Raw genomic sequence first — 19,266 nt, 5'->3', positions numbered from 1 at the left:
TAATGATGAAGGGAGTTTTGACATTGAAAAGAGATATTCATCCAACCTCACATGAAGTTGTATTTATGGACGTTAACAGCGGTTACCGCTTCTTAAGTAGATCAACAAAGACATCACATGAGACCGTAGAGTGGGAAGATGGGAAGACTTATCCTGTCATTAAAGTAGAGACAAGCTCTGATACGCATCCATTTTATACAGGACGCCAGAAATTCGGAGAAAAAGGCGGCAGAGCGGAGCAGTTTAAGAAAAAATACCAAATGTAGACAAAGAAACACACCTGATCATGGTGTGTTTTTTTGTGCAGTAAAAAACCCCGGCTGATCGCACGGGGTTCATGAATTCATTCAACATTTAAAGCTGTTTTTAATGTGTTTAAATTTTGTTTCATTAAGCTGACATAGCTTTCGCCATTTTTAGCATCATCTTCTGTAATGGATTCTAGATTTTTCAGTGTAAGGCTCTTTGCCCCAATTTCACTGCGAATCGTATCTGATACTTTACTGCTGACGTTATTTTCAAAAATGACATACTTGATGTGATGCTTTTCTGCCTGTTGTACGATATTTTCAAGCTGTTTTTGGGAAGGCTCTTCAGAAGCAGAGAGTCCTAGTACACTGATTTGCTCAATGCCATAGCGTTTTTCCCAGTAGCCGTATGCTGCGTGAGAAACGAGAATTTCTTTATGTTTTGCTTTAGATAACGTTGTTTTGAATTCCTGATCTAACGATTGTAATTCTTTTTTTAGTGATTCATAGTTTTTTGTGTATTCGTCTTTATGATCTGGATCTAGTGAAACGAGTGTGTCTTTAATGTTTTTTGCCATTTGCTGTGCATAAACAGGGTCTAGCCATGCATGGGGATCTTTATCTCCGTGGTCGTGTCCATCATGGTCATGATCTTCACCTTCATGATCGTGATCATGGTCCTCACCTTCTTCATGAGCATGTTCTTCTTGTGTTGATAATAGCTTGATGCCTTCGGCTGCTTTCACTGTTTTCACGCCTTGGTCTTTTAACGTAGAAGCCGTTTTATCAGCAAATGCTTCAGCACCTGTTCCGCTGTAAATAAAGGCATCTCCTTCAGCCATTTCAACCATCGTTTTTGAACTTGGTTCAAAGCTGTGTGCATCTGCATTGGCAGGGTACACACTTTGAGCGTTCACGTGAGAGCCGCCAATTTTTTCAGTGAAATTTTGAATCGGGAAGATCGTCGTGTAAATGGTTAATTTCCCGTCTGCTTTTCCTTTTGAAGCATTTGTCCCCGCACTGCTTGAGCAAGCGGCAAGACCGACCGCTAATAAAGCAGCTGTTAAAATAAAAAAGATTTTTTTCATCTAAGAATGTCTCCTCTCAACCTATTAGATAGAAATGATTACGATTTAATGTCCTGAGTTATTGTATCGTAATAATTACGATTTGAAAAGAGGAAAATAAAAAATTTTCATCAGAAGATGTTTCCTCTAAAAAAATAGACGTCAAAACGTGACGAAATTTAAAACATTGTGCTATATTTATTTTTAAAAAAAGAAAAAGGAATGGACAAACTTATGAAACTTTTAGACGAAATCATCGAATATAACCAACAATTTATTGAAGAGAAGCGATATGAAGAGTTTACAACAACGAAGTTTCCACAGAAAAAAGCTGTCATTCTATCATGTATGGATACAAGACTTGTTGAACTGCTTCCGCGCGCCATGAACATGAAAAATGGCGATATTAAAATTGTCAAAAGTGCTGGCGCTCTTGTTTCTCACCCATTTGGTAGTATTATGCGAAGCATTTTAGTGGCTGTTTATGAATTGAATGCTGACGAGGTGTACGTCATTGGGCATCACGATTGTGGTATGAGTAAAATAGACAGCGAAACACTCTTAAATAAAGCCATTGAGCGTGGTATTCCAGAAAAACGAATTGAAGTACTGGAATACTCAGGAATCGATTTTAAACAGTGGCTCAAAAGCTTTAGCTCAGTTGAAGAAAGTGTGAAAGACAGTGTATCTGTCGTTAAAAATCATCCGCTTCTTCCATCTAATGTGCCTGTACATGGTCTTGTCATTGATCCTGGAACAGGTAAGCTTGACTTAGTTGTCAATGGTTATGAAGAAAAGTAAGTTATTTTTCCTTTTTAGGCGGGACCGGATCCATGCCTCCAGGATGCAGCGGGTGACATTTTAAAATTCGCTTAATCGTGAGCCATCCGCCTTTTAAAGCGCCATGCGTTTTGATCGCCTCTAGTCCGTAGTTTGAGCAAGTGGGGTAAAACCTGCAGCTCGGCGGTGTTAGAGGGGAAATGCATTTTTGATAAAAGCGAATGATGCCGATAAAAATTTGTTTCATAAAGGTTCCTCCTTGTCTGTCTTTTCACAGTATAAGAAAAAAGGACAAGGAAGGGAAGTTTTATAAACTAAACTGGTCGGAGCAATATGTTATAATATAGGAAATTGCAATTATAGGAGTGGTGATTAATGCCTTCAGTTGAAAGCTTTGAACTTGACCATAATGCTGTAAAAGCACCTTACGTTCGTCATTGCGGCGTTCATAAAGTGGGATCAGATGGGGAAGTGAACAAATTTGATATCCGTTTTTGTCAGCCGAACAAGCAGGCAATGAAACCTGATACGATTCATACATTAGAGCATTTACTTGCGTTTAATATTAGAACACACTCAGAGAAATACGATCATTTTGATATCATTGATATTTCTCCAATGGGTTGCCAGACTGGCTACTATTTAGTTGTCAGCGGTGCACCGACACCAAGAGAGATCGTTGAACTGCTTGATGCAACATTCAAAGATGCAGTGGAAGTAACAGAAATTCCTGCTGCAAATGAAGAGCAGTGCGGTCAAGCGAAGCTTCATGATCTTGAAGGAGCAAAACGTTTAATGCGTTTCTGGCTGTCTCAGGATCAAGAAGAGCTATTAAAAGTATTTGGATAATCAGTAAGATGATGAACCGGACATATTGAATGTCCGGTTTTTTATATGAAATGAAACGAGAGCTGTTAAAATAGGGGATATTTGTTAAAATGGACATGTCAGTAAAAAAAGGGGGATACACGAATGCGGAAAATGGTAGGAATCATTTTGATGCTCGTATTACTTAGTGCATGTGGAAACTCGGCAGCGAGCAATGACAAGGGAGAAGTGCCTGAGCTATTAGAAGTCAAACTAACAGGGCCGGAGCAAGTGGAGAAAAATGAAAACGTTATCGTAAAAGCAGCTGTCACATATGGTGATACGCCTGTTGATGATGCAGATGATGTTGAATTTGAAGTGTGGAAAGATGGCGACAAGGATAACAGCAAGATGATCCAGCCAAAGAAAAAGGAGAAAGGTGTATATGAATTGCATACAGCTTTCAAACAAGATGGCCTTTATATCATACAAGTCCATGTGACAGCTAAACAGCAGCATAATATGCCGAAGACAAACATCCATGTAGGTGATGTGAAAAAAGAGAGTTCATCTACTGAAGAAGAAGATACCTCACATCATTGAAAGCGGTTTTATTTTGGGTTAGGACGTTGGTTTGGTTCAGCATCCTGTGGTGAATCGACTTTATGCTTGTAATCATAAGCCTTTGATGTCGTCCACAGTGATAAAAAGACAACGATTGAGATAATGATAAAGCTGATAATCCCAAGTAACAGCATCTAACTCCCTCCTTATTTCCATATTAACATATATTTCATGCGGTCAAAATAGAAGAAAATGATGGCAGGTTTCAGTATAATAAAAAAAGGGTAATCCCATACTAAACGCAACTACATAAGGAGGAATCAACATGTCTGAAAAATTATTAAACGTCGTCAATAAACAAGTAGCAGATTGGACTGTGCTTTACGTAAAATTACATAACTATCACTGGTATGTAAAGGGAAAAGATTTCTTTACACTCCATGAAAAATTCGAGGAATTATATACAGAAACAGCCACTTATATCGATGATTTGGCTGAGCGTATGCTCGCATTAAATGGACAACCTGTTGCGACAATGAAAGAGTGCTTAGAAATTTCTAGCATTCAAGAAGCGGAAGGCAATGAATCAGCCGAGCAAATGGTGAAAAATCTGTATGATGATTTCTCTAATATTGCAGAAGAACTTAAGCGAGGCATGGAGCTGGCTGCAGAAGTTGGCGATGAAACAACAGGTGATATGCTGCTTGCGATTCATCAATCCATTGAAAAACACAACTGGATGCTAAAAGCATACTTAGGATAAGCGAATGTGAAAGGAATGTCGATCATCAAACAGATCGGCATTCTTTTTTTGTGGATTTGTGACAGACAGCCCATTGAATTGATGGGGCTTTCAGCCGAAGAGAAAAGGGAAGGGAGGGGAGAAGATGTCCTCAATTGCAGGAATGATGAGCCAGCAAGTGGCGAGTATTCAAAAAACACTTAATATCAGTTTATTGAATTCACAGCTTGCCACGAACACAGCCCAAGCTATGGTGATGCTCGATCAAGTGCAGCAGCAGCCTCAAGCTGTTCAGCCCAAAGATTCAGACGCTACGTTTATTGATGTCAGAGTTTAACCAAGAAAGCCGCCGTCACAGGCGGCTCTTTTTATGCACTTCACGAATTTTTTGAACAGCTGACCATGCCTTTATTTTTTGTCGTCCAAGCTATTCATCAAATGCGGCATATACTATTGAGGTAAGAAGTTCCACTATGAAAGGATGTTGATGCCAAGTGAGCAAGGATTTAGGCATCTTTTCGTTGTTTACAGTCAGTTTGTCGGCAATGGGCTTTCTGTTTGGTGGAGCAGGATATTTACTCATGATATTAGTGACTCTCATGGCTATAGAATTAATTTGTTCAAGCCTAAGAGAATCTGTGACTGGACAACTTACGATGAAGCGTTTTTTGACCCGGCTTGTTCGAAAGGTTGTGACGATCTCTTTAATATCCATGGCACATTTCTTCGATGTCATGCTGAAGACTGGGGGGACAATTAAGGATTTAGCGCTCATCTTTTATATTATTTATGAATCGTACCAGATTGTCTCAACAGCCAGAGCTCTCGGAATTCCTATTCCACAGTTGTTTATTGATGTGTTAGACATGATTAAAAATAAATTGCGCAAAAAGCCGTAATTTCTTCATATCTGGTCATACTAAAGGAAAAAGGATGAATCAGATGGCGACACACACATACTATGTATCCGTTCAAGACGGATCAATCTCACAGCACAGAGACGCGGCTGCTTGGCAATTTCAGATAGAAGCAGATGATGACCAAATCTTGCAGTTAAGAGAGTATTTTGATGAACAGTATATGACAGATTGGAAAGGTTTCTTTCGGGCGCATGTTCCATTTCTTGAATATCATTATGATAGTCCAAACGACGAAATGGATAGGAAAAGAAAAGAAATTTACTCGATGATTCATGATCTCGGTAACGAAGAGACAAAGAACTTTATTGAGACCAATGGACTGATGAATTGAAAAAGCATGTAGACAAACCCTCGCATTCTTTGTCAGTCCTGCGTGCTAGTGCTCACGAATGTGAAATTCGCTCCACGCTAGTACTCGTTTTTCCTAGACTGCAAAGGTTTTCTATCACGCTGAAAAGAAGACAAAAGGCTAAAAGAAAGTTCATTTTAGCCTTTTGTCAACGATCTGAAAGCATGTAGAGACATTCTACATGCTTTTATTTTCGAGGCTGTAAGATTCCGCCGATCAGATCACTGATTCCGCCTCTATTTTCCTGCTGTGAGTTGGTGATTTCGTGTGAGGTACTCTGACTCTGGGGTTTGTACCGGTTATCATCTATCCCGACCCGCATTCCAGATGTTCGTTCAGATGGCTGGATAATCACAATTTGGTCCTGTTCATGAAATTCAAACAAGTAGGATTCGCCTGATGTTTGTCCAATGAACGTTTTCCAGTTCACATCTAATTTGACTTTCGGTGCTTTGCCCGTCCAAGCGACAATGGCGTCAGGATCTACACGGCAAGGTGCTTTTAAAATCAGCGGGTTTCCATTTGTTTTGATGGCAACCTGCGCCCCGTGACCTTGATACGAGAGCTTTGAAGTAAACAGCCCTTTCTGTGATAAAATCCCAACGCCTACTGGTGTCACGCCATAGTGACATTCTTCAGTAAAGGCAAGTAAATCTTCACTTTCCACGCTAACATGTTGCCAAGGACCGTTCGGCTCAAGATTGATGACGGTCACATGCTCGCTAGAATCAGCCAAGTAGCAAGTGCCTTGTCCACTCACTTCCATCATCTCAAGGTTTTCACCTGTTAATTTTCTGCTAATATGATTAAATACTTGGCTGACCATATTTCCTTTATTCGTCCCAAGTAATCGTTTACGGTATTGAAATGTACCTTGATCGGCAATCATAGCGCCTTTTTTGGCAAAAAAGATCCCGTTGCCTTCTGCTTGTAAAGTCAGTTCTTCGATCGTGTTGAAATGAAATCCCATTTGTGCCAGCTCCTTTCCTTTGTCAAGATGTGAATCCGTAGATGCGGCATAGGTCGTTTAAATCAAGGGTCGTACCTTGTCCTGTTGCGGTAATTTTCCATTCGTTCTCAACTCTCGTTAGTTCAGCACAAATGATGGATGTACAAAATGAATAATCTTCTGTTAACTGAAAGGTACAAATCTCCTGTTGTGTGATTTGATCGGAAAGGCGCAAGTAGGCATTGTTCACCTGTCCAAAATGATGTGCCCGCTCGTGTGCATCATGTATCGTGGCTGTTACGACGATTTTCTGAATATCGGGTGAGACTCTGCTCAGCTGCATAATGATGATCTCATTATCCCGATAGCCTCCGCCGACCTGATGATCACCTAGATGGCGAACAGCTCCATCTAAGCTTTGCTGCTGATGATAATAGATGAGGTGTTTTGGAGACAGAAGCTTGTCCTCTTCATTTAAGAGAAACACTTGCGTATCTAAATCAATTGGCTGACCAGATAAGTCCCAGCCAAGTCCGATTTGAATTTGATCTACATCTGGATTGTCTTTTGTTAAATCTAACTTTTGTCCTTTCATGAGGTGTTTCTTCACTGCCTCAAGAGAAGCGTCTTCTTTCTCATGTTGCCTCATTGGCCATGCTTTGTTATTTTCTTGTTTTGATCCATTTGTGATGCTCATGGTGGTTTCCTCCTCGTCTGTGTAGGACAAACACTTATTGATTTACGTTGTCATGGGCAAAAGGTTTCATGATTAAAATGGGATGAGGATGGAGATGATAAAAAGGTTTTAGCAAGAATACTTATTTTACATACAGACGAGATAGAAGCACTCGTTTGTTTCACTTTTCATAAAAATTCTTCAGAGAAATGTGATCTGTGGTATGATGTTTTACAAGAAGCAAGGACAGGATATGAGGGATTTCACATGCATGTATTTAAAGACTATTATCATAATACGGTCAAGCTCTCTTTTGAAGAGCAGCCTTTTTCAAGTCATCCTAAGCATGTTTGGGCTATTTGCCGCTATCAAGGAAAATGGCTACTTACTGAACATGAGGATCGAGGCTACGAGTTTCCAGGAGGGAAAGTAGAGCCAAATGAAGAAGCAGATCAAGCCGCTATACGAGAGATTCACGAAGAGACGGGTGCTGTTGTTCGTGAATTAACGTATATTGGTCAATATCAGGTGCTTGGCAGAGAGAAAGTCATTGTCAAAAATATTTATTTCGCTGATATTGAAAGGCTCGTCAAGCAGGACACGTATTTTGAAACGAAAGGACCCGTTCTTTTCGCAGACTTACCAAGATCCATCGCAAAAAATAAAAATTTCAGTTTTATTATGAAAGATGATGTCTTGAGACAAAGTCTTGCTTATTTAGAAAAGAACGGTTTGATTCGTTAAAAAAAGCGCAGGGAAATGACCCTGCGCTTTTTATTTTTGCAGAAAACGGCGCTCCAGCCATTCAACAAGCTGATACATGATGGTGGCGAAGACGGCGATAATGAAAAGACTTAAGAACACGAGTGTAAAGTTGAAGACTTGAAAGCCATAGATGATCATATAGCCGAGTCCTTTTGAGGAAACAAGGAATTCTCCCACAATGACCCCAACCCAAGAAAGACCAACATTGACCTTAATGGCAGAGATCATCGTTGGAATACTTGCTGGCAAAATGACCTCACGGAAGACCGTTCTTTTTTTTGCGCCAAAGGTTTTCATGACTTTTAAATAATTCTCATCGACTTCTTGAAAGGCTGTATAAATGACGATGGTGGTAATGATCACACTGATAATGGCACCCATCGCGACAATGCTGATCATGCCTGGTCCAAGGGCAACAATTAAAATGGGGGCGAGAGCGACTTTCGGCATCGCATTTAAAATAACCAAATAAGGATCTAGAACATTTGCAAGACGGGTGGACCACCATAAGGCGGCGGCTAATAAAATGCCGCAAAAAGTACCAAGTAGAAAGCCGAGCACTGTTTCAAATAGTGTAATGCTCATATGATTGATTAATGAACCATCTGATAATTTTTGTACAAACAATTGGCAGACGGCAGATGGTGAACTGAAAATGAGCGGGTCAATCAGTCTGAAATGGCTCGCAAGCTCCCAAAGCGAAAAGAAACTGGCGAAAATGATCAACTGGTAGACTCGCGTCATGCGTTTTTCCATTCGAACTTTTTTTCGATAGGCTTCATGTAAAAGGTCACTGTGTTTCAACTGTCTTCAGCTCCTTCCAAATCGTTTGAAAGAGCTCTTGGAAACTTGCTGTCTGTCTCGCTTCAAAAGGAGAGAGCGTCCTCAGATCATCTGGAACCGTAAACATTCGCTGGATAGAGCCGGGATGCTTTGAGAATAAGAAAATGCGATCACTCATCGCAATGGCTTCGCCGATGTCATGCGTGACAAGAACAGCCGTTTTTTGATAGTTTTTTAATGTGTGAAAGACGAGGTCTTCTAATGTCAGTTTCGTCTGGTAATCTAGTGCTGAAAATGGCTCATCAAGCAGAAGTAGGCCGGGATCAACTGCAAGCGTTCGGGCGAGAGCCGCACGCTGCCTCATCCCGCCTGACAGCTCCTTCGGGTATTTTTCTTCGACATCATTGAGTCCAAGCTTTGGCAGTAAGCTAAGGGCAGCTGAGGTGGCTTCATGTGAATCTTGTTTTGCAATTTTTAATCCGAGAATGACATTTTCCTTGATCGTTTTCCATGGGAACAAATAATCTTGCTGGAGCATATAACCGATTTGATGCTCCTGTTGATTCGGTTCTTTTCCTTCGATTAAAATTCGACCTTCAGAGGGTGGCGTAATGCCTGCGATGATGGACAGCAAGGTTGTTTTCCCGCAGCCGCTGGGACCAATAAATGAGATGAATTCACCTTGAGTGATCTCCATATTGATGTGCTTGATGGCCGTGGTTTTTTCTTTTAAAGAGAAGTACGTGTGGGTCACATGGTCAATTTGAAGGAAAGACATGTGCTACCTCCTGTTCTATTTGTGATCTGTGACCTTCTTGGCAATGGATGAATCGACAAGTTGTTTGTACGGGATAAATTCCGGCAGTTCACCACTTGCTTTCATGATTTCCTGTAATTTGTTCCATTCCTCTTCATTTAGAAGGGGATCTGTTGCATAGGAGTTCTGCTGTTTGTAGCGTTTGATAGCTGTTGATAAGACATCAAGGTCTGTATCAGGAAATTGAGATTGGATTGTCTTGGCAATCTCCTCTGGGCTCTTTGCTTTGACCCATTTTTGCGCTTTGTAAATGGCACGAGTAAAGGCTTCAGCTGTCTCTTTGTTTTCCTCTAAGTAACTCTTCTTTGCCATAAAGGTGGTATAAGGCACCTTGCCGGAAGCCTCACCAAAGGAGGCGGTAATGTACCCTTTGCCTTCTTTTTCAATTAAGGAAGCTGTCGGTTCGAATAACTGCACAAAATCGCCAGTTCCAGAGGAAAAAGCACCTGAAATGTTGGCAAAATCAATATTTTGAATCATGCGAAGATCCTGTTTCAAATCAATGCCTTCTTTTTTCAGGACATATTCACCGACCATTTGCGGCATGCCGCCTTTCCGTTGTCCGAGAAAGTCCTTTCCTTTCAATTGATCCCAAGAGAATTGATTGATTTTTTCCCTTGAAACAAGAAATGTACCGTCTGTTTGTGTCAGCTGTGCAAAGTTCATGACAGAGTCTTTCGTGTCTTGTGCTTCCACATAAATAGAAGATTCAGATCCGGTCAGAGCGATATCAGCGCCGCCGGATAAGAGAGCTGTCATTGTTTTATCGCCGCCCCAAGTGGTTTTTAATTCAACCTCTAAGCCTTCATCTTTGAAAAATCCTTCGGATAGGGCGACATAAAGCGGTGCATAAAAGACCGAATGGGTCACCTCGGCTACTTGTACGGTCTGCTCTTGGTCTTTTTTACAGGCGACAAATGGAATAAAGAGCAGGACAACGAATATGAATGCCAGTCTGACTTTAATGGAACGATTCAAGAGTAATTCGCCTCCTTTGTTCTAGATCACTAATTAAAGTATGTCAAAAGGGATTTTTGGTGAGTGCCTAGATGAAATAAGAAGCGCATTGTTTATTTATAGAACGTGTCTTTTTTTCTATACTAGAAGCATGAATGCTTTCTTGAATTTGGTAGAAATAAAGGAGCGGTTTCGTGTATAGATTGAGTTGGGTATTTGTTGGATGGTATGTAGTGGGTCTTATTTTAATGGTCTTTTTTGAAGTGCCGGCATGGCTTCAGTTTGCGAATGGTATCTTTCTTGTGCTTTACGCCTGCTGCGTCATTGAGATTGGCCGAAATATCTACGGGGCATGGAGCTTTGTGATCGTAAGAGCAGCCATTGTGGGTGTGTTGACGTTTACGGTTGAATGGGTGGGGATCACAACTGATTTTCCATTTGGGGCCTATGATTATTATCCGACGCTTGGATTTCTTGTGGCGGGAGTACCTTTGACGATCGCTTTTGCATGGGTTGGTGTGTTTTTAAATAGTCTTTTTTTATCAAGACAACAATCGAAGTGGGAGCGAGCCGTCGAAACAGGTATATGGATTGTGCTGCTTGATCTCATATTAGATCCGGTAGCGGCTGAACGAAAGTTTTGGGTGTGGTATGACGGTGGAGGTTTCTTTGGTATCCCTTTTGAGAATTTTGTCAGCTGGGGTATCATTGGAGCAGGACTTTCATTTCTGTTCCCGCTTGTATCCATTGATCAGCAGGCATTGCGCTGGAATGGGCGTATTTATCAGGCCATGGTGTTCTTCTTTGGTCTTTTAGCATTAAAGGGCGGGTTGGATGTCATTTTTTATTTAGCACTGATCATTGTCATCTTGTGTGAAGGAAGGGTTCGATTTGAAAGAAAGCGACAAAAACCGATCGTTTAGACGACTCTTTTATTTTTATCTTGAACGATATTTACTGAACAAACATTTTCGCTGTGTCATGATGAAAGGTACGGTTGACCCAAAGGAGAAGCATCCTGTTCTTTATCTTGCTAATCACAGTTCATGGTGGGATGGACTGATCATTTTTCTTTTAATAGAACAAATGTCTGAGCTGGATCATGCCATGATGATGGAAGAGAAGCAGTTGAAGCAATATGCTTTTTTTCAAAAACTTGGTGCATTTCCAGTTCATAAAGAGAAATTGAAAAGTGTCAAGCAGGCATTAATGACTGCAAAGGAGAAGATGGAGGCTGGCGGGGCTGTGTGGCTCTTCCCGCAGGGGAAAATTATGCACCAAGACACACGGCCGCTTGAACTGGAAGGCGGAGCTTCTTTTTTAGTCAGGCAATTTGAGCAGGTCGTCATCAAACCTGTAACGCTACATTATACATTTAATCAATTTCAAAAACCGACGGTATCGGTTGAGTTTGGAGAAGATGTCCTAGTAGCTGGCGGATCACTTCGCAGTAAGGAAGTAACAAGTTTACTCGGAGACCTGCTTGAAACACAGTTAAACGCACATCAAGCACAGGTTATTGCTGATCCAGATTTTTCAACAAACGAACAATTTAGGCAGGTAACAAGGACAAGCCGGTCAACTAGTGATGCGTTTGATTCCTTTAAAAAGTGGGTGAAAACATGGCGGTCTTCTTAATTGTCATCAGTGTTTTGCTGCTCTGCCAATTGATGTTTACGATTTGGAATATGAAGCAATTTCCTGTACTCAAGCCGGCATCTCTTTCACGTGATGAACCCATTTCATTATCGATCCTCATTCCAGCGAGAAATGAAGAAAAACGGCTGGAAGCCTGCCTTCAGTCGATTGTTGATCAGTGTCTCCATCCGAAAGAGCTGATCGTGCTGGATGATCACTCGACAGATCAGACGAGAATGATTGCAGAGGGATTCGCAGAGACATATCCATGGATTCGCGTGCAGTCAGGTCAAGTACTGAAACGAGGATGGCTTGGAAAATCATATGCTTGTTCCCAGCTTGCTGAGGCAGCATCTTCTGATTGGCTGTTATTTTTAGATGCAGATGTCCGCTTAAAACAAGGAGCTATTGAAGCGGTGTACAAGCAGTTATGCATACAAAAAACGGGCATGCTTTCAGGTTTCCCAGAGCAAAAAACGGGAACGCCTTTTGAGCATCTTGTCGTTCCTATGATGATGTTTACGATTGGCTGTCATTTGCCAGTGAAGTGGGTCAGAACATCTCAACATCCTGCTTTTGCCGCAGCACATGGCGGCTTTATTGCCATTGAAAAGAACTGTTATCACGAAATAGGTGGTCATGAAGCGATCAAGGGTTCTCTTGTGGATGATATGGCTTTGGCTAAACGTGTGAAAGAGAAGGGCTTTCCGTTCACACTGGCAAGTATTCATTCTTTTGTCTACATGAGAATGTATGAGAGTGGACAGGAAGTATGGGAAGGATATCGGAAAAATTTGTTCCCGGGAGTGAATCGAAACATTGCTTTGTTAAGCAGTGTCTTTTGTTTATACTCCGTCCTTTATGTAGTTCCTGTTCTTTGCTTTATGATCGCACTGATTCATTTTGATGTGGTCAATCTCTGTTTAGCCCTTCTTTGCTACGGGCTGGGTGTATCCATTAAAGCGGTCATTGATATCGAAAATGGAAGAACGTCTACGATGGCCTTTTTATTGCCGGTCAGTATCATAAGCCTGATTGCCATTGGTTTTGCTTCTATGAAAATTGGGCTGAAAAAAGAAGGCTATGAATGGAAAGGAAGAAGGTACGAATGAAAAAAGTGATCATTATTGGCGGCGGACTTGGCGGGTTATCGGCTGCGATTCGCTTACAGTCACGCGGTTTCCAGGTCACCATTTTAGAAAAAGAAGCTTCTTTAGGCGGGAAATTACAACGCCATCAAGCGTCTGGCTACTCTTTTGATTTAGGACCGAGTACCATTACAATGAAGGCGTATTTTGAGGAAGTATTTACCTCCTGTCATAGACGAATGGAGGATTATGTGACGTTTTATCCGATTTTCCCCCTTACTAAAAACGTTTTTTCAGATGGACATACGGTCGAGTTTACGCCAGATATTGAGCAAATGGAATCACAAATTGCAGTTTTTAGTCCAGAGGATGCAAAGCGATACCGGGCATTTTTACAGGAATCGCAGAAGCTTTTTCAAATGGCAGAGGATCAGTTTTTAAATCGTTTATTATTGACTTGGAAGGATAAAGCGGATGTCAAGCTAATGAAAGCCCTTCTTGCTGTCAAACCTTTTACATCCGTTCAGCGCTTGCTGCGTCAATATTTTCGTCATCCTCATACATTGGCGATGTTTGGCCGGTATGCGACTTACATTGGCTCTTCTCCATACGAGGCACCTGCTATTTTTAATATGATGGCTTATTTAGAAGGAGAAAAAGGCATTTATGGTATTAAGGGCGGTACGTATCGTTTAGTTGAGGCATTTGAGACACTGGCAAAGGAATTGGGTGTCCAAATTCATCTCAATGAATCGGCCAAAAAGATTCATGTAAAGAATAAGCGAATCCAAGGAGTTGAAACGGATCAGCAGTTATATGAGGCAGATCAAGTCATTGCGGGGGCAGATGCACTGACTGTTTATCGCCAATTAATTGATGAAGAAGACCGCCCGAGCTTTAGAAATCAAAAACTGGCAAACATTGAGCCATCGTTATCAGGTTTTGTTCTTTTGTTGGGCGTCCCTAAAGTCTATGAACAATTGTCTCATCACAACGTGTTTTTTCCAGAGAATTATGAACAAGAATTCAAGGATATTTTTCAGAAAAAACAGCTTCCTCATGATCCGACGCTTTACATCTGTTATTCAGGTCATTCAGAGCCAGCTTTAAGCGGAGGGCCAGGAAGAAGTAACTTGTTTGTATTAGCCAATGCGCCATATGTGACAAAAGAGCAAAATTGGGACATGCTAAAGGAGACATATGGCCAGCATATGAAAACAAAACTAAAGGAAAAGGGTCTCTTTGATCTTGACCAGCTTGTAGAATATGAAGCGGTACAAACCCCGCTTGATTTGCAGCAAAAAACGGGAGCATATCATGGGGCCATTTATGGCATGTCGTCAAACTCGTTCAAGCAGGCGTTTTTTCGTATCAATAATCAATCAAAGGATATTGAAGGACTTTGGTTTGTTGGCGGCACAAGTCATCCAGGCGGCGGTACTCCGATGGTGACAAAATCAGGACAGCTCGTCGCAGAGGCTATTATCAAGCATTTGACGTAACACCGAATGAAAAGGAGAGAATTCAAGTGATTGTGGAAAAGAGAAGGTTCCCGTCGCCACATCCGCATATTCACTTATATACAGTGACATATGAGGCCGATGGACTTCGGATGAAGGGGCTGCTCGCTGAACCGGCCGGAGAAGGTCTCTATGACGGTTTTTTATATTTACGTGGCGGCATTAAAAATGTGGGAATGGTTAGACCTGGCCGAATTGTGCAATTTGCTGCGCAAGGGTTTGTCGTCTTTGCGCCCTTCTACCGAGGGAATCAAGGAGGGGAAGGGAACGAGGATTTTGCCGGAGAAGATCGGAAAGATGCATTTGCTGCATTTCAGCTGTTGAAACATCATCAAAAGGTGAAGCAGGAGCGCATTCATATCTTTGGTTTTTCCCGCGGCGGAATTATGGGCATATGGACCGCTGTTGAAATGAAGCATGAGGCCGCTTCCTTTGTGACATGGGGAGGCGTAAGTGATATGAAGCTCACCTATGAAGAACGTGTGGATATGAGAAGAATGATGAAGCGTGTGATAGGAGGTCCTCCGCATAAGGTACCAGAAGCATATGAGGCTAGAACGCCTTTGAATCATGTGCACCAAATTGAAGCACCTGTCCTAATCATTCATGGGGAGCTGGATGAGAATGTATCCATTGAGCATGCGTATTTATTAGAAGATGCACTGCGTCAGCATGGTAAGTCTGTGGAAACATGGTATTTTCACGGATATCATCATTATTTCCCGCCACAGCATAACCGGGAGATTGTCAGACGGTTGACGACATGGATGCACAGCCGAAAAGGCGGAAATGTGGTAAAATAAACGGTAGAAAGAAATATAGAAAGTAGGGGGATTTTCATTATGGGAATGCCTGTTGAATTTAATACAATGATTGTCACAAAAGGAAAAGAGACAAGAATTGAAGAAAATGTGTTTGAGCTCATGAAGGAAGGGTACCGCATTTATCCATTAAATATTCCGCTTGAGGTGCGTAAAACGAAAGACGGAGAAAAAACAGGGACAGCACATGTTGAAAAGCTGGAGCTCACAGACAATGTCACGAAGGTGACGTACCGTCTTGTGTCATTACATTCAACGAACTAAAAAAGCTGAGGGATTCATTCCCTCAGCTTTTTCCTTTTGATTAGACGAGTGGTCCGCCTTTTGCTTCAATATCACTTGCTGCATGGCTGAATTTTTTAAAGTTCTTTTTAAATTCATTTGCAAGGAAGTTTGCTTTTTCTTTGTAAGCCTCTTGATCGTCCCATGTTTTAGCAGGCTGAAGCACTTCATCTGGCACTCCTGGAATATGAAGCGGGATGTGTAATCCGAAGATGTCGTCAGTGATCATTTCAGCGTTGTCAAGATCTCCTTCGATCGCTGCCTGCACCATTGCTCTTGTATGAGCAAGATTCATTCGTTTGCCCGTACCGTAGCCGCCGCCAGTCCAGCCTGTATTCACAAGGAATACTTTTGCGCCGTGCTCATCGATTTTTTTACCAAGCATTTCAGCATAGACATGAGCAGGAAGTGGCAAGAATGGTGAACCAAAGCAAGTAGAGAACGTTGTTTCTGGTGACGTCACGCCACGCTCAGTTCCAGCTAGTTTACTTGTGTAACCACTCAAGAAGTGGTACATCGCCTGTTCTTTCGTTAAACGGCTGATTGGAGGTAAAACGCCGAATGCATCAGCTGTTAAAAAGACGATGGCAGATGGGTGACCTGCAATACTTGGTTTCACGATGTTATCAATCATTTCGATTGGGTAAGCCGCACGTGTATTTTCAGTAAAGAATGTGTCATCATAATCTGCTTCACGTGTTTCTTCATCAAGTACTACATTTTCAAGCACTGATCCGAAGCTGATGGCTTTGTAAATTTGTGGTTCTTTTTCTTCACTTAAGTTCACGCATTTTGCATAGCATCCGCCTTCAATATTGAAGACACCTGTGTTAGACCAGCCATGCTCATCGTCTCCAATCAGCTTGCGGCTTGCACTTGCAGAAAGCGTCGTTTTTCCAGTACCTGAAAGGCCGAAAAATAAAGCAACATCGCCTTCTTGACCGACGTTAGCAGAGCAGTGCATTGATAAAATATCTTGTTCAGGAAGCAGGTAGTTCATAACAGAGAAAATGGATTTTTTCATCTCACCTGCATATTCTGTTCCACCGATCAGAATCGTCCGTTTTTCAAAAGAAACGATAATAAACGTTTCAGAGTTTGTGCCATCTGTTTCAGGATCTGCTTTAAAGTGAGGTGCAGATAAGATGGTGAAAGGTTTTTCGTTTGATGATGGTGTTGATCCATCAGGTCTGATGAATAGTTGCTTTGCAAAGAGATTGTGCCAAGCGAATTCATTTACAACTGTAATTGGCATACGGTATTTTTCGTCAGCACCGGCAAAACCATCAAAGACAAATAGTTCATCACGTTCTTTTAAGTATGACACAACCTTTGTATATAAACGATCAAATGCCTCTTTCGAGATCGGCTGATTGACTTGACCCCAATCAATTTTATGTTCAGAGTTTTCTTCTTTTACGATGAATTTATCTTTAGGCGAACGTCCAGTGTAGGCACCAGTTGTGGCGCGGACAGCACCAGTTGAAGTTAAAACGCCTTCATTACGTGCCAAAATCTTTTCAACAAGTTTCGGAACAGATAAATTTTGGTGCGTATTTTCTAATGAGAGCAATGACTGCAAATCTTCTTTTAAATCCACTGAGTTCATAAAAAAACCCTTCCTTTACCGTTGAATTTGTTTGTTTTGATTAGTATAACACATTGATAATAATAGTCTATACTATTTAAACATTTTTGTGTGTGTTTTTTCATTTCTGCTATGAAAATATGCTTTTTGGTGATGCTAATGATGAGGTGAAAAAAAGGGGAGATAATTCCTATGAACCATTGACATGACGCAAGGGTTTAAGATAAGATATCTTATTGAACGGATACTCTTATCCCGAGTTGGTGGAGGGACAGGCCCGATGAAGCCCAGCAACCGGTTTCTTATGAAAAAGGCATGAACATGCTGAGAAACCAAGGTGCTAACCTGATGCAAGGTACAAGAACACCTTGAGCGATAAGAGTGAAAGGCATGCGATCTCAGACCCTTTCCTCGCAATGAAGGAAATGGTTTTTTTATTTTTGGGATATCATATGAACAAATTGCCAATAACATCTCTAATATAAACATGTTGAAATATAAGAGGGAACGAGTTCCGTATCATATTGGAGGCCTCATCTTGGGATGATGTGGTCTTGTACAGGAGGAAATAGCCATTATGAGTCAAAATCGTCGTTTATTTACTTCAGAATCAGTGACCGAAGGACATCCAGATAAAATCTGTGATCAAATTTCAGACAGCATTTTGGATGAAATTTTAAAGAAAGATCCAAATGCACGTGTTGCCTGTGAAACTTCTGTAACAACCGGTCTCGTATTAGTAAGCGGTGAGATTACAACGTCTACTTATGTTGACATTCCAAAGACGGTGCGTGACACGATTAAGGAAATTGGCTACACACGTGCGAAATATGGTTTTGATGCGGAAACATGTGCGGTTCTTACATCAATTGATGAACAGTCTGCTGATATTGCGCAAGGTGTAGACAAAGCGCTTGAAGCACGTGAAGGAACAATGACTGAAGAAGAAATTGATGCGATCGGTGCAGGTGACCAAGGTTTGATGTTTGGTTTTGCAAACAACGAAACTGAAGAGCTTATGCCACTGCCGATTTCTCTTGCACATAAATTATCTCGCCGTTTAACAGAAGTACGCAAGAATGAAACACTTGCATACCTTCGTCCAGACGGAAAAACTCAAGTAACAGTTGAATATGATGAACAAAACAAACCAGTTCGTATTGATACGGTGGTTATTTCTACACAGCATGCACCAGAAGTGACGCTTGAACAAATTCAAAGCGACTTAAAAGAGCATGTCATCCGCCCTGTCGTTCCAAGTGAACTGATCGATGAAGAAACAAAATACTTCATCAACCCAACAGGCCGCTTTGTCATCGGTGGACCTCAAGGGGATGCTGGTTTAACTGGACGTAAAATCATCGTTGATACTTATGGCGGGTATGCTCGTCACGGTGGCGGTGCTTTCTCTGGTAAGGATGCAACGAAGGTTGACCGTTCTGCAGCATATGCGGCTCGCTATGTAGCGAAAAACATCGTAGCAGCTGGTCTTGCAGATTCATGTGAAGTACAGCTTGCTTATGCAATTGGTGTTGCACAGCCTGTCTCCATTTCAATTGATACATTTGGAACAGGAAAAGCCTCTGAAGAGAAATTAATTGAAGTGGTACGTGCAAACTTTGATCTTCGTCCAGCCGGCATTATTAAAATGCTTGACTTACGTCGTCCGATCTATAAACAAACCGCTGCATATGGACATTTTGGCCGTCATGACTTGGATCTTCCATGGGAAAAAACGGATAAAGCCGACACGCTTCGCAAGGAAGCATTAGGAGAATAACAACATACAAAACCGCTTATTTTAAGCGGTTTTCCTTTTGATTAAAAAAAATTCTACAAAAAGCGTAAAAATGTGAAACAAAATTGGACAAAATACTGTCTAATTATAGGTCTACTTTTAAGAAA

The 19,266-nt window shown here is 41.4% G+C and carries 25 protein-coding genes and 1 riboswitch; of the genes, 16 read left to right on the top strand and 9 right to left on the bottom strand.

All coding sequences use genetic code 11. The features are described 5' to 3' along the window. Positions 1-23: 23 nt before the first annotated feature. Positions 24-266, top strand: coding sequence for a type B 50S ribosomal protein L31 (locus tag NST01_RS13980; protein ID WP_017358374.1), 243 nt, complete (start codon positions 24-26; stop codon positions 264-266). Positions 267-343: 77 nt separating this feature from the next. Here the strand turns inward: NST01_RS13980 and NST01_RS13975 are convergent, their stop codons facing one another. Beyond that, on the bottom strand, positions 344-1,336 hold the full coding sequence (locus NST01_RS13975) for a metal ABC transporter solute-binding protein, Zn/Mn family (protein ID WP_008342929.1): 993 nt from the start codon (positions 1,334-1,336) through the stop codon (positions 344-346). 213 nt (positions 1,337-1,549) lie between these two features. Between NST01_RS13975 and NST01_RS13970 the strand changes: the two genes are divergently transcribed. Next, positions 1,550-2,116: a beta-class carbonic anhydrase gene (locus tag NST01_RS13970; RefSeq protein WP_017367908.1), complete on the top strand. Its 567-nt coding sequence runs from the start codon at positions 1,550-1,552 to the stop codon at positions 2,114-2,116. Position 2,117: 1 nt separating this feature from the next. Here the strand turns inward: NST01_RS13970 and yidD are convergent, their stop codons facing one another. Further along, on the bottom strand, positions 2,118-2,342 hold the full coding sequence (gene yidD / locus NST01_RS13965; protein ID WP_008342933.1) for a membrane protein insertion efficiency factor YidD: 225 nt from the start codon (positions 2,340-2,342) through the stop codon (positions 2,118-2,120). 128 nt (positions 2,343-2,470) lie between these two features. On the opposite strand from yidD, the gene NST01_RS13960 reads away from it, so the two are divergent. Together NST01_RS13960 and NST01_RS13955 are read left to right on the top strand one after the other, a co-directional pair. Further along, positions 2,471-2,944 (top strand): S-ribosylhomocysteine lyase, encoded by a 474-nt coding sequence (locus tag NST01_RS13960; protein ID WP_008342935.1) that lies wholly within the window; start codon positions 2,471-2,473, stop codon positions 2,942-2,944. 123 nt (positions 2,945-3,067) lie between these two features. Continuing rightward, a complete protein-coding gene (locus tag NST01_RS13955) occupies positions 3,068-3,505 on the top strand; it encodes a FixH family protein (protein WP_017367907.1) in 438 nt (145 codons plus the stop codon). 8 nt (positions 3,506-3,513) lie between these two features. On the opposite strand, the gene ytzI is transcribed toward NST01_RS13955, so the two are convergent. Next, the gene (ytzI, locus tag NST01_RS13950) at positions 3,514-3,660 is read right to left on the bottom strand and encodes a YtzI protein (RefSeq protein ID WP_017358370.1); all 147 of its coding nucleotides are present in this window, start codon (positions 3,658-3,660) and stop codon (positions 3,514-3,516) included. A gap of 131 nt (positions 3,661-3,791) precedes the next feature. Between ytzI and NST01_RS13945 the strand changes: the two genes are divergently transcribed. The 4 genes from NST01_RS13945 to NST01_RS13930 all read left to right on the top strand — a co-directional run bounded on the left by NST01_RS13945 (position 3,792) and on the right by NST01_RS13930 (position 5,459). Beyond that, complete coding sequence (locus NST01_RS13945; protein ID WP_007501934.1) at positions 3,792-4,229, top strand: Dps family protein; 438 nt, start codon at positions 3,792-3,794, stop codon at positions 4,227-4,229. A 124-nt stretch (positions 4,230-4,353) separates the two neighbouring features. Beyond that, complete coding sequence (locus NST01_RS13940) at positions 4,354-4,545, top strand: hypothetical protein (protein ID WP_008342942.1); 192 nt, start codon at positions 4,354-4,356, stop codon at positions 4,543-4,545. A gap of 157 nt (positions 4,546-4,702) precedes the next feature. Next, positions 4,703-5,107 carry a phage holin family protein gene (locus NST01_RS13935; RefSeq protein ID WP_008342944.1) on the top strand — a complete coding sequence of 135 codons (405 nt, stop codon included), beginning with the start codon at positions 4,703-4,705 and terminating at the stop codon, positions 5,105-5,107. Positions 5,108-5,150: 43 nt separating this feature from the next. After that, entirely contained in the window at positions 5,151-5,459 is a 309-nt protein-coding gene (locus tag NST01_RS13930; protein ID WP_017358369.1) for a hypothetical protein, read from the top strand. Between the two features lie 205 nt (positions 5,460-5,664). Here NST01_RS13930 and NST01_RS13925 read toward each other — a convergent pair whose 3' ends face one another. Together NST01_RS13925 and NST01_RS13920 are read right to left on the bottom strand one after the other, a co-directional pair. Further along, on the bottom strand, positions 5,665-6,447 hold the full coding sequence (locus NST01_RS13925; RefSeq protein ID WP_008342947.1) for an AIM24 family protein: 783 nt from the start codon (positions 6,445-6,447) through the stop codon (positions 5,665-5,667). A gap of 22 nt (positions 6,448-6,469) precedes the next feature. After that, positions 6,470-7,123, bottom strand: a complete 654-nt coding sequence (locus NST01_RS13920) for a TerD family protein (RefSeq protein ID WP_249669754.1) — start codon at positions 7,121-7,123, stop codon at positions 6,470-6,472. A gap of 246 nt (positions 7,124-7,369) precedes the next feature. Here NST01_RS13920 and ytkD point away from each other — a divergent pair, with 246 nt between their 5' ends. Continuing rightward, positions 7,370-7,846 carry an RNA deprotection pyrophosphohydrolase gene (ytkD, locus tag NST01_RS13915; RefSeq protein WP_008342951.1) on the top strand — a complete coding sequence of 159 codons (477 nt, stop codon included), beginning with the start codon at positions 7,370-7,372 and terminating at the stop codon, positions 7,844-7,846. A gap of 30 nt (positions 7,847-7,876) precedes the next feature. Here the strand turns inward: ytkD and NST01_RS13910 are convergent, their stop codons facing one another. Genes NST01_RS13910 through NST01_RS13900 form a run of 3 tightly spaced genes read right to left on the bottom strand, consistent with a single transcriptional unit; the run spans position 7,877 to position 10,445 of the window. Further along, positions 7,877-8,623, bottom strand: a complete 747-nt coding sequence (locus tag NST01_RS13910; RefSeq protein WP_370529235.1) for an ABC transporter permease — start codon at positions 8,621-8,623, stop codon at positions 7,877-7,879. Between the two features lie 34 nt (positions 8,624-8,657). Further along, positions 8,658-9,428, bottom strand: a complete 771-nt coding sequence (locus NST01_RS13905; RefSeq protein WP_007501922.1) for an ABC transporter ATP-binding protein — start codon at positions 9,426-9,428, stop codon at positions 8,658-8,660. A 15-nt stretch (positions 9,429-9,443) separates the two neighbouring features. Further along, on the bottom strand, positions 9,444-10,445 hold the full coding sequence (locus NST01_RS13900; protein WP_024719321.1) for an ABC transporter substrate-binding protein: 1,002 nt from the start codon (positions 10,443-10,445) through the stop codon (positions 9,444-9,446). A 173-nt stretch (positions 10,446-10,618) separates the two neighbouring features. Here NST01_RS13900 and NST01_RS13895 point away from each other — a divergent pair, with 173 nt between their 5' ends. The 6 genes from NST01_RS13895 to NST01_RS13870 are packed head-to-tail and all read left to right on the top strand — an operon-like array spanning position 10,619 to position 15,755. Next, positions 10,619-11,347: a carotenoid biosynthesis protein gene (locus NST01_RS13895; protein ID WP_249669752.1), complete on the top strand. Its 729-nt coding sequence runs from the start codon at positions 10,619-10,621 to the stop codon at positions 11,345-11,347. Beyond that, a complete protein-coding gene (locus tag NST01_RS13890) occupies positions 11,316-12,062 on the top strand; it encodes a lysophospholipid acyltransferase family protein (protein WP_148944650.1) in 747 nt (248 codons plus the stop codon). Before NST01_RS13895 ends, NST01_RS13890 begins: the two co-directional genes overlap by 32 nt. Next, on the top strand, positions 12,047-13,174 hold the full coding sequence (locus NST01_RS13885; protein ID WP_249669750.1) for a glycosyltransferase: 1,128 nt from the start codon (positions 12,047-12,049) through the stop codon (positions 13,172-13,174). The genes NST01_RS13890 and NST01_RS13885 overlap by 16 nt, the downstream gene beginning before the upstream one ends. Then, positions 13,171-14,652, top strand: a complete 1,482-nt coding sequence (locus tag NST01_RS13880; RefSeq protein ID WP_249669747.1) for a phytoene desaturase family protein — start codon at positions 13,171-13,173, stop codon at positions 14,650-14,652. The genes NST01_RS13885 and NST01_RS13880 overlap by 4 nt, the downstream gene beginning before the upstream one ends. Before the next feature lie 26 nt (positions 14,653-14,678). Then, positions 14,679-15,473: an alpha/beta hydrolase family protein gene (locus NST01_RS13875; RefSeq protein ID WP_017367901.1), complete on the top strand. Its 795-nt coding sequence runs from the start codon at positions 14,679-14,681 to the stop codon at positions 15,471-15,473. 39 nt (positions 15,474-15,512) lie between these two features. After that, positions 15,513-15,755 carry a DUF2584 domain-containing protein gene (locus NST01_RS13870; RefSeq protein WP_003217584.1) on the top strand — a complete coding sequence of 81 codons (243 nt, stop codon included), beginning with the start codon at positions 15,513-15,515 and terminating at the stop codon, positions 15,753-15,755. 40 nt (positions 15,756-15,795) lie between these two features. Here the strand turns inward: NST01_RS13870 and pckA are convergent, their stop codons facing one another. Beyond that, positions 15,796-17,382 carry a phosphoenolpyruvate carboxykinase (ATP) gene (gene pckA, locus NST01_RS13865; RefSeq protein WP_007501908.1) on the bottom strand — a complete coding sequence of 529 codons (1,587 nt, stop codon included), beginning with the start codon at positions 17,380-17,382 and terminating at the stop codon, positions 15,796-15,798. A 226-nt stretch (positions 17,383-17,608) separates the two neighbouring features. Continuing rightward, positions 17,609-17,743, top strand: a riboswitch (SAM riboswitch). Between the two features lie 195 nt (positions 17,744-17,938). On the opposite strand from pckA, the gene metK reads away from it, so the two are divergent. Next, positions 17,939-19,141 (top strand): methionine adenosyltransferase, encoded by a 1,203-nt coding sequence (gene metK / locus NST01_RS13860; protein WP_008342973.1) that lies wholly within the window; start codon positions 17,939-17,941, stop codon positions 19,139-19,141. Positions 19,142-19,266 lie beyond the last annotated feature (125 nt).

The sequence above is a fragment of the Bacillus sp. FSL R7-0166 genome (assembly GCF_038008935.1).
Lineage (GTDB): Bacteria > Bacillota > Bacilli > Bacillales > Bacillaceae > Bacillus > Bacillus altitudinis.
This window is presented reverse-complemented; position numbering and strand designations above follow the sequence as displayed.

Excerpts from the sequence above, each read along its gene's own strand:
- NST01_RS13960 (WP_008342935.1), top strand. The coding sequence starts at position 2,471 with ATGCCTTCAGTTGAAAGCTTTGAACTTGACCATAATGCTGTAAAAGCA.
- NST01_RS13970 (WP_017367908.1), top strand. The coding sequence starts at position 1,550 with ATGAAACTTTTAGACGAAATCATCGAATATAACCAACAATTTATTGAA.
- NST01_RS13920 (WP_249669754.1), bottom strand. The coding sequence starts at position 7,123 with ATGAGCATCACAAATGGATCAAAACAAGAAAATAACAAAGCATGGCCA.
- NST01_RS13975 (WP_008342929.1), bottom strand. The coding sequence starts at position 1,336 with ATGAAAAAAATCTTTTTTATTTTAACAGCTGCTTTATTAGCGGTCGGT.
- NST01_RS13930 (WP_017358369.1), top strand. The coding sequence starts at position 5,151 with ATGGCGACACACACATACTATGTATCCGTTCAAGACGGATCAATCTCA.
- pckA (WP_007501908.1), bottom strand. The coding sequence starts at position 17,382 with ATGAACTCAGTGGATTTAAAAGAAGATTTGCAGTCATTGCTCTCATTA.
- NST01_RS13940 (WP_008342942.1), top strand. The coding sequence starts at position 4,354 with ATGTCCTCAATTGCAGGAATGATGAGCCAGCAAGTGGCGAGTATTCAA.
- NST01_RS13885 (WP_249669750.1), top strand. The coding sequence starts at position 12,047 with ATGGCGGTCTTCTTAATTGTCATCAGTGTTTTGCTGCTCTGCCAATTG.
- NST01_RS13925 (WP_008342947.1), bottom strand. The coding sequence starts at position 6,447 with ATGGGATTTCATTTCAACACGATCGAAGAACTGACTTTACAAGCAGAA.
- ytzI (WP_017358370.1), bottom strand. The coding sequence starts at position 3,660 with ATGCTGTTACTTGGGATTATCAGCTTTATCATTATCTCAATCGTTGTC.
- NST01_RS13945 (WP_007501934.1), top strand. The coding sequence starts at position 3,792 with ATGTCTGAAAAATTATTAAACGTCGTCAATAAACAAGTAGCAGATTGG.
- NST01_RS13880 (WP_249669747.1), top strand. The coding sequence starts at position 13,171 with ATGAAAAAAGTGATCATTATTGGCGGCGGACTTGGCGGGTTATCGGCT.
- NST01_RS13870 (WP_003217584.1), top strand. The coding sequence starts at position 15,513 with ATGGGAATGCCTGTTGAATTTAATACAATGATTGTCACAAAAGGAAAA.
- NST01_RS13910 (WP_370529235.1), bottom strand. The coding sequence starts at position 8,623 with ATGGAAAAACGCATGACGCGAGTCTACCAGTTGATCATTTTCGCCAGT.
- metK (WP_008342973.1), top strand. The coding sequence starts at position 17,939 with ATGAGTCAAAATCGTCGTTTATTTACTTCAGAATCAGTGACCGAAGGA.
- NST01_RS13905 (WP_007501922.1), bottom strand. The coding sequence starts at position 9,428 with ATGTCTTTCCTTCAAATTGACCATGTGACCCACACGTACTTCTCTTTA.
- NST01_RS13955 (WP_017367907.1), top strand. The coding sequence starts at position 3,068 with ATGCGGAAAATGGTAGGAATCATTTTGATGCTCGTATTACTTAGTGCA.
- yidD (WP_008342933.1), bottom strand. The coding sequence starts at position 2,342 with ATGAAACAAATTTTTATCGGCATCATTCGCTTTTATCAAAAATGCATT.
- ytkD (WP_008342951.1), top strand. The coding sequence starts at position 7,370 with ATGCATGTATTTAAAGACTATTATCATAATACGGTCAAGCTCTCTTTT.